This is a genomic window from Anabaena sp. FACHB-1391 (assembly GCF_014696755.1).
GTDB classification, from domain to species: Bacteria; Cyanobacteriota; Cyanobacteriia; order Cyanobacteriales; family Nostocaceae; genus Dolichospermum; species Dolichospermum planctonicum.
Genome location: NZ_JACJQS010000004.1, coordinates 31525 through 44931 on the forward strand (window position 1 = coordinate 31525; position 13407 = coordinate 44931).

12 protein-coding genes are annotated in these 13407 nt (G+C 37.5%); 11 read left to right on the forward strand and 1 reads right to left on the reverse strand.

Annotation, left to right across the window (positions count from 1 at the left end; all coding sequences use genetic code 11):
- Window positions 1–104 precede the first annotated feature (104 nt).
- The 7 genes from H6F62_RS02885 to H6F62_RS02915 all read left to right on the forward strand — a co-directional run bounded on the left by H6F62_RS02885 (window position 105) and on the right by H6F62_RS02915 (window position 5718).
- Window positions 105–1472: a serine/threonine-protein kinase gene (locus tag H6F62_RS02885; RefSeq protein ID WP_190371296.1), complete on the forward strand. Its 1368-nt coding sequence runs from the start codon at window positions 105–107 to the stop codon at window positions 1470–1472.
- 419 nt (window positions 1473–1891) lie between these two features.
- Window positions 1892–2308, forward strand: a complete 417-nt coding sequence (locus H6F62_RS02890; protein ID WP_137907044.1) for a XisH family protein — start codon at window positions 1892–1894, stop codon at window positions 2306–2308.
- Entirely contained in the window at window positions 2296–2631 is a 336-nt protein-coding gene (locus H6F62_RS02895) for a XisI protein (protein WP_137907043.1), read from the forward strand. Before H6F62_RS02890 ends, H6F62_RS02895 begins: the two co-directional genes overlap by 13 nt.
- A gap of 92 nt (window positions 2632–2723) precedes the next feature.
- Window positions 2724–4175, forward strand: a complete 1452-nt coding sequence (locus H6F62_RS02900; protein WP_190371297.1) for a serine/threonine-protein kinase — start codon at window positions 2724–2726, stop codon at window positions 4173–4175.
- A 636-nt stretch (window positions 4176–4811) separates the two neighbouring features.
- Window positions 4812–5060 (forward strand): DUF2281 domain-containing protein, encoded by a 249-nt coding sequence (locus H6F62_RS02905; protein ID WP_028082181.1) that lies wholly within the window; start codon window positions 4812–4814, stop codon window positions 5058–5060.
- Between the two features lies 1 nt (window position 5061).
- On the forward strand, window positions 5062–5454 hold the full coding sequence (locus H6F62_RS02910) for a type II toxin-antitoxin system VapC family toxin (protein ID WP_137907040.1): 393 nt from the start codon (window positions 5062–5064) through the stop codon (window positions 5452–5454).
- A 33-nt stretch (window positions 5455–5487) separates the two neighbouring features.
- Window positions 5488–5718: a type II toxin-antitoxin system MqsA family antitoxin gene (locus tag H6F62_RS02915; RefSeq protein ID WP_190371298.1), complete on the forward strand. Its 231-nt coding sequence runs from the start codon at window positions 5488–5490 to the stop codon at window positions 5716–5718.
- 302 nt (window positions 5719–6020) lie between these two features.
- On the opposite strand, the gene priA is transcribed toward H6F62_RS02915, so the two are convergent.
- The gene (gene priA / locus H6F62_RS02920; RefSeq protein WP_190371299.1) at window positions 6021–8489 is read right to left on the reverse strand and encodes a primosomal protein N'; all 2469 of its coding nucleotides are present in this window, start codon (window positions 8487–8489) and stop codon (window positions 6021–6023) included.
- Between the two features lie 1054 nt (window positions 8490–9543).
- Between priA and H6F62_RS02925 the strand changes: the two genes are divergently transcribed.
- From H6F62_RS02925 to H6F62_RS02940, 4 genes are all read left to right on the forward strand, one after another.
- Window positions 9544–10713 carry an RpoD/SigA family RNA polymerase sigma factor gene (locus tag H6F62_RS02925; RefSeq protein WP_137908575.1) on the forward strand — a complete coding sequence of 390 codons (1170 nt, stop codon included), beginning with the start codon at window positions 9544–9546 and terminating at the stop codon, window positions 10711–10713.
- Window positions 10714–10823: 110 nt separating this feature from the next.
- Window positions 10824–11318, forward strand: coding sequence for a GNAT family N-acetyltransferase (locus H6F62_RS02930; protein ID WP_190371300.1), 495 nt, complete (start codon window positions 10824–10826; stop codon window positions 11316–11318).
- 205 nt (window positions 11319–11523) lie between these two features.
- Window positions 11524–11862, forward strand: a complete 339-nt coding sequence (gene petJ, locus H6F62_RS02935) for a cytochrome c6 PetJ (protein WP_190371301.1) — start codon at window positions 11524–11526, stop codon at window positions 11860–11862.
- Window positions 11863–12103: 241 nt separating this feature from the next.
- The gene (locus tag H6F62_RS02940) at window positions 12104–13378 is read left to right on the forward strand and encodes an energy transducer TonB (RefSeq protein ID WP_190371302.1); all 1275 of its coding nucleotides are present in this window, start codon (window positions 12104–12106) and stop codon (window positions 13376–13378) included.
- The last annotated feature ends 29 nt before the right edge of the window (window positions 13379–13407 follow it).

Consider the following 13407-nt stretch of genomic DNA (forward strand, 5'->3'; position numbering starts at 1 on the left):
ACATCGGATATCCCCAACTTCTTGAAGATGTCGGGGATCTAACCAAGGCCATGATATAATTACCATGATATAATTCAATTAATCTTCACCATATCTACAAGGGTATGATTATTTGGCAACCAGGGCAACAAATTAATAACGGTAGATTTATCATTCAAGGTAAACCCTTGGGTAGTGGTGGTTTTGGAACTACCTACAAAGCCTTAGAACCTAGCAGGGGTAAATTATACGCCATTAAAACCCTCAATCAGCAAATGCAATTGCAAGAGGACTTTGCAGAACAACAGGTTAAGTTTATTAACGAAGCCTTGACAATTAAAGGTTTTGATCATCAGCATATTCTCAAAGTCCATGAAGTCATTCAAGCAGGTGAGCTTTTTGGCGTGGTGATGGAATATATTGATGGAGTAACTTTATTTCAATATCTTCGACAAAAGGGACAACTTACCGAAAGCGAAGCACTATTATATATAGATCAAATTGGTCAGGCTTTAGAATATATTCACGCTAAAGGCAGTTTACACCGGGACATTAAACCTGCAAATATTCTCTTACGCCAAAATAAACAAGAAGCGGTTTTAATTGATTTTGGTTTAACTCGCAGTATTGCTACTAAAAGCATGACAGCTTCTTTAACAGAAGGTTATGCACCTATTGAACAATATCGTCGCAAAGGGAGTTTTGGACCCCATACCGATGTTTATGCTTTAGCTGCTACTTTATATTATCTGCTCACGGCTGACGGACTCAACAAAGAGGGTGAGTTTAGTCCCGTACCCGCACAAAACCGGAAATATGATGATGAACCTTTACCAGCGCCAAGACATTATAATTCTCGCATTAGTCAAAGGGTGAATGATGCTATTTTAGCAGGGATGGAAATAGAACCGGAAAACCGGACTCAGACTGTGTTGAAGTTTCGGGAAAATTTGGGTTTGGTAGTTCAACAACCCATTAATTTTGATATTCAACAACCCATTAATGTAGAGACGTTCCATGGAACGTCTCTACAAACATCTAATATGGACTACAGGAAACTGCGTGACTACCTCGCACAAGGGAAATGGAAAGAAGCAGACGTGGAAACAGCACGGGTAATGTTAGCAGTTGCGAAGCGGGAAGAGGAAGGTTGGTTAAATATTAAAGATATTGATAATTTTCCCTGTGAAGACCTCCGCACCATTGACCAGTTGTGGGTAAAATACAGTGGTGGTAAGTTTGGGTTTTCTGTGCAGAAACGAATTTATCAAAGTTTTGGTGGAACGAGACAATATAATAGGGAAATAAATAAGAAGTTCGGGGACAAGGTAGGATGGAGAAAAGGAGAAGACTGGTTGTACTACAAAAATATTACTTTTGACAAGAAAGCACCAGAAGGCCACCTCCCGAATGGTAACATGATTTACGCAAGTAGCGTGTGTTTTAATAAAGGTTGGTGGTTAGGATTTCTTCTCTCGCGTCGAGACTTGTAGACTGTAACATTTAAGGGTTACAGAAAATTATTAAGTCTGAATCAGGATAACCAGGATTAAAAGATTAACAGGATGGTAATTTATAGATGGTTTGTTTGGTGATGAAAGTTGTATTTGTCACAAATCAGGATAACCAGGATTAAAGGATTGACAGGATGGTAATTTATAGATGGTTTGTTTGGTGATGAAAATTGCATTTGTCACAAATCAGGATAACCAGGATTAAAAGATTAACAGGATGGTAATTTATAGATGGTTTAAATTATTCAAAAACAATCATTCAAAAACATCCTGAAAAATCACCAACTCCCCACCAAAAATCATCCAAAAACATCCTGTAAATCCTCAAATCCTGGACATCCTGATATGGCTAACGCCACACTTCGCTATCAGACAAATAAATTAAATCCTAAATAACTATGTCAGCAAGAGATTTATTTCATCAAGCAGTTGTCAACGCATTATTAAAAGAACAATGGTTAATTACTCATGATCCTTTAGAAATTCAGCTTGAGGAAACAAAACTTAAAATTGATTTAGGTGCAGAAAGACTAATAGCAGCAGACAAAGGAGAGGAAAAAATTGCTATAGAAATCAAGAGTTTTGCAAGCAATTCTCCCGTAAGTGATTTTCATACAGCATTAGGACAATTTCTCAATTATCAAATTATTTTAGAAGAAACTCAATCAGAACGAGAATTATATTTAGCAGTTCCCAATGATACTTATATCTCCTTCTTTCAAACTCGACTTGCTAAAATAGCAGTAGAAAAATATAACATTAAAATTATAGTATATGATCCAATAGCGGAGGTAATTGTCAAATGGCAAATTTAGAACATTATCGTCAATGTATTCAAACCATTCTCAAAGAACATGGCAAATACAAACCAAAATATGATGAAATAGATAATGAATTAATTTTTGATACAAATAATGATCATTATCAATTAATGTATGTAGGATGGAATGGATTCCAAAGAATTTATTACAGCATCATTCATTTTGACATTAAGAATAACAAAATCTGGATTCAACAAAATACCACAGAAACAGATTTAGCTCAAGAATTAGTTAATATGGGAGTACCAAAAGAGGATATTGTTTTTGGTTTACAACCACCATACAAACGTCCTTATACTGGTTATGGGGTAGCTTAATTTCTATTTCTCAAGAAGTCGGGAATCTAACCAACGCCATGATATAACTACCATGATATAATTCAATTAATCTTTACCATATCTACAAGGGTATGATTATTTGGCAACCAGGGCAACAAATTAATAACGGTAGATTTATCATTCAAGGTAAACCCTTGGGTAGTGGTGGTTTTGGGACTACTTACAAAGCCTTAGAACCTAGCACGGGTAAATTATACGCCATTAAAACCCTCAATCAGCAAATGCAATTGCAAGAGGACTTTGCAGAACAACAGGTTAAGTTTATTAACGAAGCCTTGACAATTAAAGGTTTTGATCATCAGCATATTCTCAAAGTCCATGAAGTCATTCAATCAGGTGAGCTTTTTGGCGTAGTGATGGAATATATTGATGGAGTAACTTTATTTCAATATATTAGACAAAAGGGACAACTTACCGAAAGCGAAGCACTATTATATATAGATCAAATTGGTCAGGCTTTAGAATATGTTCACGCTAAAGGTAGTTTACACCGGGACATTAAACCTGCAAATATTCTCTTACGTCAAAATAAACAAGAAGCGGTTTTAATTGATTTTGGTTTAACTCGCAGTATTGCTACTAAAAGTATGACAGCTTCTTTAACAGAAGGTTATGCACCTATTGAACAATATCGTCGCAAAGGGAGTTTTGGACCCCATACCGATGTTTATGCTTTAGCTGCTACTTTATATTATCTGCTCACGGCTGACGGACTCAACCAAGAGGGTGAATTTAGTCCCGTACCCGCACAAAACCGGAAATATGATGATGAACCTTTACCAGCGCCAAGACATTATAATTCTCGCATTAGTCAAAGGGTGAATGATGCTATTTTAGCAGGGATGGAAATAGAACCGGAAAACCGGACTCAGACTGTGTTGAAGTTTCGGGAAAATTTGGGTTTGGTAAAAACCCCACCCCCTCACCCCCACCCCGCAAGGGAAGTAAGAACCCCACCCCCTAACCCCCTCCCCGCAAGCGAGGAGGGGGGACTAAAATCATCCTGTGGAATGGACTACAGCAAACTGCGTGACTACCTCGCACAAGGGAAATGGAAAGAAGCAAACGAGGAAACAAAGCGGGTAATGTTAGCAGTTGCGAAACGGGAAAAAGAAGGTTGGTTAAATGAAGGAAATATTGATAATTTTCCCTGTGAAGACCTTCGTACCATTGACCAGTTGTGGGTAAAATACAGTGATGGTAAATTTGGTTTTTCTGTGCAGAAACGAATTTATCAAGGTTTTGGTGGAACGAGAGAATATAACTCAGACATCTGGGAAAAGTTTGGGGATAAGGTAGGATGGAGAAAAGGAGGGAACTGGTTGTACTACAAAGATAAGAATGAGAGATGGTTGTACTACAAAGATATTACTTTTGACAAGAAAGCACCAGAAGGCCACCTCCCAATGTTGTTTAAATGTAGGCGGGAATTCTGGGAAATGAATATTTTGTGTTTGTGGGTGTGGGGATTGTATGGTGGTGGGATTGGGTTCTTCTCTCGCGTCGAGACTTGTAAACTGTAACATTTAAGGGTTACAGAAAATTATTAAGTCTGAATCAGGATAGCCAGGATTAAAGGATTAACAGGATGGTAATTTATAGATGGTTTGTTTGGTGATGAAAGTTGTATTTGTCACAAATCAGGATAACCAGGATTAAAGGATTGACAGGATGGTAATTTATAGATGGTTTGTTTGGTGATGAAAATTGCATTTGTCTGAATCAGGATATCCAGGATTAAAGGATTAACAGGATGGTAATTTATAGATGGTTTGTTTGGTGATGAAAATTGCATTTGTCTGAATCAGGATATCCAGGATTAAAGGATTAACAGGATGGTAATTTATAGATGGTTTAAATTATTCAAAAGCAATCATTCAAAAACATCCTAAAAAATCCCCAACTCCCCACCAAAAATCATCCAACAACATCCTGTACATCCTCAAATCCTGGACATCCTGATATGGCTAACGCCACGCTTCGCTATCAGACAAATTAAAATCATCAACTCCCCACCAAAAATCATCCAATAACATCCTGTAAATCCTCAAATCCTGGACATCCTGATATGGCTAACGCCACGCTTCGCTATCAGACAAATTAAAATATTAGTACATCACAGATAAAATCAATATCCCGAATAACTCAGACAAAAAATTATGACAATAGCTGACCAAATTTACGCACTTGTAAAAACCCTACCCCCAGCACAAGCTGAAGAAATTCTCAACTTTGCAGAATTTATCCGTAATAAACACCTCAACACTAATCAAAATATCAATAACTCTCAAAATCTCTCTTGGGAAGAATTAGTTTATTCACTAGCTGGAACTTGGAAAGATGATTTTCCCAGTTTAGAAGAAATTCGCAGCAGTACAGGAGAAGATGTTTTAAGGGAGAGTTTCTAAAATGTATGTTTTAGATACCAACACTTTAATTTACTATTTTAAAGGTCAGGGACAAGTTGCTGCAAATTTCGCTAAAATACCAAACCAAGAAATTTTAATTCCTACAATTGTTCTCTTTGAATTACAAGTAGGAATTGCTAAATCAAATTCACCCGCAAAACGCACCCAACAACTGCAACAACTTTTAAACCGCATTAATTTAGTTGATTTTGATAGAGATGCTGCTTTTGCTGCTGCTAAAATTCGCGCTGACTTAGAACAAAAAGGAACTCCTATAGGTCCAATGGATGTTTTAATTGCTGGAATAGCTGTCACATTACAAGCAACTCTAGTTACTCACAATGTGAATGAATTTTCCAAAGTTTCAGGAATGACAATTGTGGACTGGTATTAACTATAATCAAGTTTAAAATTAGGTAACAGAAATATGAAATGCGACATTTGTAATAGCGAAGGTGTACATATCCGCAACGTTACCAGAACTTATGGGAAAGGAGAAGAATTACTAATAATTGAAAATCTACCTATTATTAGTTGTCCTCATTGCGGTGAAAGTTATATAAAAGCAGAAACATTACATAAAATTGAAAAAATTAAACTCAATCGCAAAAATCTTGCAGTTGCACGTTTTATAGATGTTGTAAGTTTAAGTGCGTAGAATTTGTTAGGAATGGGTTAATTGTCACAAATCAGGTGGTTATCGAGCGACTTGTACTGAGCTTGTCGAAGTAAGTCGAGATAATATCCAGGATTAAAGGATTAACAGGATGGTAGTTTATAGATCGTTTAAATTATTCAAAAACAATCATTCAAAAACATCCTGAAAAATCCCCAAGTTCCCACCAAAAATCATCCAATCACATCCTGAGACAAAATAAATTAAATCTTATATAACTATACGCTGTCGCTAACACACCCTACAAAAGAGGCACTGAGGACACGGAGGTAAGAGGTTCAAGTTTACATTATATTAATCGGATCTACATCAATTGTTAGACTAACCGAATTTGGACAAAGCGATCGCACTTCTATCCAGTCTGGTAGGTTTGGTAATGTGTCAGCGGCAAACTTAAGTAATATCTGCCAACGATAACGGTTGGCTACTCGTAATATGTTAGCTGGTGCAGGTCCTAATATCTCAAATTCTGCTTTGTCTTGCAAAAATGTGGCGATAATTTGCGCTGTGTTTTGCACTTGAATGGGATCTAAACTGCTTAACCGCAATAAGATTAATCTCCCATAAGGAGGATAATTAAGGGTTTGTCTTTGTTTTAATTCTTCTTCGGCAAAAGATTGATAATCATGTTTTTGCACTGCTGCAATGATAGGATGTTCTGGGGTGTAGGCTTGGATAATTACTCTACCTGGATCTTCTCCTCTTCCTGCTCTTCCCGCAACTTGGGTGAGGGTTTGAAATGTGCGCTCATTGGCGCGATAATCTGATAAATGCAATAGTCCGTCCGCAGCAACCACACCCACTAAGGTAACTTGAGGTAAGTCTAAGCCTTTGGTGAGCATTTGTGTTCCTACTAATAAATGGGCTTCACCATTAGCGAATTTCGTGAGGAGTTGACGGTGTGAACCTTTGGTACTAGTGGTATCACTGTCAAAACGAATTATTTTCAGGTGGGGAAATTGTTTGGTTAATTCCTGCGCTACCCTTTGAGTACCACTTCCGAAAAATTTTAAATAAGGGGAACTGCATTCAGGACAATGGGGAGGATGTAAGCGCCCATAATTACAATAATGACAACGTAATAATTCTGGCGCTCCCTCTTCTACATGATGATAAGCCAAGGATACATCACAGTGGGGACACTCTAACACATATCCACAACTACGACAAGATACAAATGTACTATGTCCCCGCCGATGAATAAATAATATTCCCTGTTGTTGCTTTGCTTCTAATTGTTGTAAAGCATCTTGCAGCTTTCTACTAAAAATAGACCGGTTTCCCTCTTTCAATTCCTGACGCATATCTACGATTTCCACGGGGGGTAATGGCCGGGAGTGAATGCGTTCTGGTAATGATAGATATTGTTGATTTCTGCTTACCCAACTTTCTAAAGAGGGAGTTGCTGAACCTAAAATCAGTGTACAATGTTCTAATTCGGCTCGCCATTGGGCGACGGTGCGAGCGTGATAGGTGGGAATGGGAGCATCTTGTTTAAAGCTGCTGTCGTGTTCTTCGTCCAGGATAATTAAGCCTAAGTTGGGTAAAGGTGCGAAAATGGCGCTGCGAGTCCCAATGATGATTTGTGGTTCTCCTGTGAGCATTTGTCTCCAGGTGTCGTAACGTTCACCGTCGGAAAGGGCGCTATGATAAACGTGGACTTTGTTCCCAAATCTAGCGCGGAATCTGTCTGTGAGTTGGGGTGTGAGTCCAATTTCGGGAACTAAGACGAGGGCGGATTTTCCTTGTTCAAGTAGGGGTGATATGGCTTGTAAGTATACTTCCGTTTTGCCTGAACCTGTTATCCCGTGTAACAATACTTTACTAAATCCAGTTAAGGAAGTAATAGTTTCTAAGGCGTGATTTTGCGCTGGTGTTAAGGATTTCGCCCAATCTCCGGCTATTGCGGGTCCTGTTTCTCTACGTAATATTTCTTTTTCTTCAATTATTATATAACCTTTATCTAATAAGGCTTTGAGTGTGGAAGTGCTGGTACTACAAAGTTGTAATAGCTCATTTTGCCACATTTCTCCCCCCTGTCGTCTTAAAACTTCGACAATTTCTTTTTGACGGGGTGTTAAATCGTGATCATTATTATCTAATAATATGACAGCTTTTTGTAATTTCGGTTGGGTGAGTCGTGGCGGTTCTAAATAGTTTTCTGCTAGTCCTAAACGAATTAATTCCCTAATTCCCCGATACGCGGCTTTAATTTTTTGCTGAATGTAGTGATAGCTATAGTCTGCTGTCGGGGTTTTGTTTAAGAGGGTGATTATTTGCTGGGCTGTAGGGCTTATGTAAACAGGAATATTTTCTTTACCCAAGGGAGTTAAGCGCAGACGACGTTGTGATTTTCCTAACAAGCCTGGTGGTAAAGCGACGCGAATGACTTGAATTAGGGGTGTGTAGTAATAAGATGCAACACGATTGAGTAGTGTCCAATAACCACTAGGAAAAAACCCTTCACTAACAACATCTTCTACTTCACGAATTTTCTCTGGTGGTAAGTCTGCGGGTGTTTGAGTTAATAAGCGAATAGCGACACCACCTACCTGTGTCCCACCGAAGGGAACACTTAAAATATCCCCTGGTTTGATTTGTAAATGTTCTGGTATTTTATAGGTAAATAAATCTGAACATCCTGGACAGTCTACAAGGACTTCAACCCATTGAGATAATGTTGTTTGAGACTGATATGATCCTCCAGGTTCAGCTACAGCGATAACAAATGATTTTGCATTAATAGTATACATAATTTCTGAATTTATAAACAAATATTTTGTTCATGCACTTGGCTCTTTTCGGGCTTGATTGATTATATCCCTTGGTTTGACTACAAGTAAATAGTATTTTACAATACTTAAATTATTGATAATACTTGATAATCTTTAACTTATGTAGTTTACTAGACCAATTATTTGGTAGCATACCTGCAACAGGTATTTGATGTCAAGTATGCAAATAAAGTTATCTACATTAGCTTAGTAACAATTAAGTGTAAGTTGATAATTCTTTTTAAAACCTATCGCTAGATATAGGATTAGATGATAATAAATAGGTAATAGATAAGAGGTAATTAGCTAATTAAACAGTTTAATTTCTTGATAGTCTAGAAAATAGTTAGTAACTGATAAATTCTCTTATTAATTAACCAGAGATGAATTTACCAAATCAGGTATAGGGTTTTTCCATCTGTTGATAGATATTAAATTTTTTTTCGAGATGAGATGCTTTTAGATAGTAAATATTGTCCGGATTTTAAGTTGCCATTTTTGTATTTTGGATCATTTAGTAAATATTCGTAGAGAGAAATAACTCTAGTACCAAAATGGCGATTTATTCAATTACCCTCTTCACTGAAACCGGAAAAAAATGTAAACTTTGCCAAAAAGCCACGAAAATTTAATATATATGATTTCTTCTTGATTTATGAGCTTTACGCAGAGGATATCTACAGGCAACAACCAACAAAATTTTTCACAAATCATTTAGGATGGGTATAGGATCTGATTAATTTACATCCTCGATATTTGTTAAAGTTATAATCAAGGGGGGGCTAACATATTTAATAATTGAGACAAGAAAGGAGTATATGTCTATTGGTATTCACAAAATAGATATTTCTTATGAATGCTAAAGCCATTAATGATTATACGTTGTATCGAGCCACAGATAAAATCATGGACAAATACTGATTTGCATTCCTAATCTGGAATGATCAAAAAGAGATCATTTTGCTAGTGATAAGGTGTATTTTGTCCTAAGGGGAAAACTATCAAGCCTGAAAGAGGTCATTGTCATAAAATTATGTACCAAACTAAGCAACAATCCCTAAAGGAAACTATGAATCTTGCTGAATTGGGAACAATGGAAATATTGGAGAATATTACCGATCATGAAGAACCATCACTGGAGAGTTTAGAGCAAGTAGTATATGAAGATACCTCAATTGTCGAAAACTTGGAATTAGAAGAACGCAATGGTGATGACATGGCCGCGGCCCGTCCTTCGGGATATAATAAAACCGAAAATGATGATGCTGTAGGCGCATTTTTTAAGGAAATGGCGCGTTATCCACTACTTAAACCTGATGAGGAAGTGGAATTGGCGCGACGGGTGAGATTTTTAGAAGAAGTTAAAGAATTACAAGCCGCTTTAGAATTAGAATCAGGAGCGCAGCCCAGTAAAGGTGAATTAGCTTCCCAGCTAGAAATGACGGAAAAACAACTGGAAAGCCGCCTGTATCAGGGGAGAGTGGCTAAACGGAAAATGATTCGTTCTAATCTGAGGTTAGTAGTATCTATTGCGAAACGATATCTAAATCGTGGTGTCCCTTTTCTAGATTTAATTCAGGAGGGAGCAATGGGTTTAAACCGCGCTGCGGAAAAATTTGACCCGGATAAAGGATATAAGTTTTCTACGTATGCTTATTGGTGGATTAGACAAGCGATTACAAGAGCGATCGCAAATGATGCCAGAACTATTCGCTTACCAATCCATATTGTTGAAAAACTTAACAAACTTAAAAAAGCACAACGGGAACTGAAACAAAAGCTCTCTCGTAACCCAACGGAGTCGGAAATGGCTGAAGCTTTGGAAATTACGGTTCACCAACTGCGTCAACTTCAGCAACTACGACGACAGGCGCTTTCCCTTAACCACCGTGTTGGTAAAGAAGAAGACACTGAGTTAATGGATTTGCTGGAAGATGAAGACAACCAGTCTCCCGAAGCAAAAATGAACGAAAACATGATGCGTCAGGAGATTTGGGAAGTTTTAGGGGACGTACTCACCCCCAGGGAAAAAGATGTCATTTCCCTGCGCTATGGACTCACCAGCAGCGAACCCTGTACCTTAGAAGAGGTGGGTAATATGTTTAATCTTTCCCGTGAACGAGTCCGTCAAATCCAAAGTAAGGCCATGCGAAAGTTACGCCGTCCCCACATAGCCAAGCGTTTAAAAGGATGGTTGGTATAAGTTATTAGTCATTAGTCAGTGGTCAGTGGTCAGTGGTCAGTGGTTAAAAAAATTTGTCCATTTGGATATAAACTACGAACTGTGGACTAGAGACTAGAGACTACAGACTAATGACTGCTAATACTAATTTAATTGTTCGATTTGCTCAAGTTAGTGATGTAAAAACGCTTTTTAAATTAATTCAAGGACTTGCAGAATATGAAAAACTATCTCATGCTGTAATTGGTAATGCAGAAGCACTTAAAGATCACTTATTTGGTTCACCAAAATATGTAGATGCGATTATAGCCGAAATTGACGGTCAGGCTGTAGGTTTTGCCATATTTTTTCATAATTATTCAACCTTTCTGACTAAGCCAGGCATTTACTTAGAAGATATCTTTGTTTCCCCAGAATATCGCCGCCAAGGCATTGGTAAAGCACTTTTAACCAAAGTAGCCCAAATAGCTGTAGAAAGGGATTGTGGGCGTTTAGAATGGAGTGTTTTAGATTGGAATGTATCAGCCCAAGAATTTTACCGCAATCTGGGAGCAGATATTTTAGAAGATTGGCGGATTTGTCGGGTGACAGAAACAGGTCTTACCCAATTAGCAAATCAAAAATAAACAGATTCTTTTAGCCAGTCTTCAATTTCCATTCACATAATTTTACATTTTGCCAAAACCCTGAAAATATCAACCAATTAATCTCCAATTCTCAATTATTAGAGCCAAGTTTGACAGTCTGTCGTTTGACTAATGCAATCAAATCAAATGAGAATTATAGAGGATATTAGCACTGACTCAGACATTGTTGTAGAGAGAACACCTGATGAAAAAGATTATCTCCGTATTACTATTAAGCGTAACTATCTTCACCGTTGCTTTTAGTAGTCCCGCTTTAGCGGCAGATGCAGCCAATGGAGCAGAATTATTTAAGGCTAATTGCGCTTCTTGTCACCTTGGTGGCGGAAATATAGTTAATCGTGCTAAAACCTTGAAAAAGGCTGATTTGGAGAAGTACGATATGTACTCTGCTGAAGCAATTATTTCCCAGGTTACTAAGGGCAAAGGAGCTATGCCAGCTTTTGGTAAGAAGTTAAAAGCAGATCAAATAGAAGATGTAGCTGCTTATGTAATAGAACAAGCTGATCAAGACTGGAAGGAGTAAGTTTACATCGGATTTGATGGCTTAACAATATGCGGGGCTTTTTGTCCCGCTAAATATTTGCAGTGAACTGAACTTAATTTAGTATATTCTTTGTTTTCAAAGTAGATAGCAATTATCAATCAATCGCTACTACACAAACAAAGTCTACCTGCGTGGACTATTAATCATATTCATTTCATTTTTTACTGTATTCTCAATCTCAATCAAATAAATAATTAATTATCAAAATTAGTAATAAAATATGGGGTTATCAGGTTTTATCATAGAACAGCGCGAAAAAGAAGCTGAAGCATTGAAAACTTTTCTTTTCTATAGTCTCATTGTTTCAGTAGCATTGCATATTGGGGTACTAGCTTTAAGTATTAATAAGTTTTTTCACAGAGTCAGGGAAATTAGAGAAGAACCAATTGAACTGACAATTTTGGAAACCATACCCCAAAAAGTTGTTCAACCAGCAACAGAAATAAAATCTCCAGTCAAGATCAATTCTGGTAGTAGCGGTAGTGGAAATAACAGCGAAGAAATTTCCATACCAATAGAAAAAGGTAGTAGTCTAATCAATTCATTTGTACCACCTATAGCTAAACAGTACCAACCAAAAATCACCAATCACTTTATCACTAAACCATCCCAAACAGTTACCAATTTTGAACCCAGAATAATAGCAAAACTACCAAAAAGTAACCCAATTAAAAACAGGAATTTTCAACCTGAGACTATAGAAAACCCTGTAAAAATAGACCCAATTAAAAACACGAATTTTCAACCTGAGACTATAGAAAACCCTGTAAAAATAGACCCAATTGAAAACACGAATTTTCAACCTGAGACCATATTGAAATTACCAAAAATCAACCCAATACAGAAATTAGATGAAAACTCAAATAACTTCCCGTCTACTCAACCCCAAGCAGATACAAAACCAATAGATATCCCACCATTAAATTCAGAAACTCCAACCAATATTAGTCCCTACAATATCCCCTCAGCAAACCCTACCGTTTTCACACAGTTACCGCAGAACAGGAATGGTAATGGTAATGGTAACGGTAACGGTACTGGTAATGGTAATGGTAATGGTAATGGTAATGGTAACGGTAATGGTACTGGTAATGGTACTGGTAATGGTAATGGTGCTGAAGCAGAAAATAAACCAATAGCTACCGCACCCAAACCCGAAACAGAAAATAGTTCTAAGTTAAATCCTGCAGCAGAATGTATTTCGTGTCAAATTAAGTACCCAGATAGAGCCAGGAGGCGTGGTGCAGAAGGTACTGCATTGATCGCTATTGATACAGATAATAATGGTGTTATTACGCAGGTGCGGTTAATTCGTTCCAGTGGTGATAGCGAACTAGACGAAGCAGCCGAAAAATATGCACAAGACTGGAAGTTAACGCCTAAAGAGGGAGGAAGAGAAGCAGTCACAACCGAAGTTAATTTTATCATGAAAGGATCGCAACTTTACCGTAAACGTCAAGAACGTCAAAGAGAAAAACCTAGTGTGGGTAACTAGAAGTCGCGGTTACAAAAGCAAGCCGACAC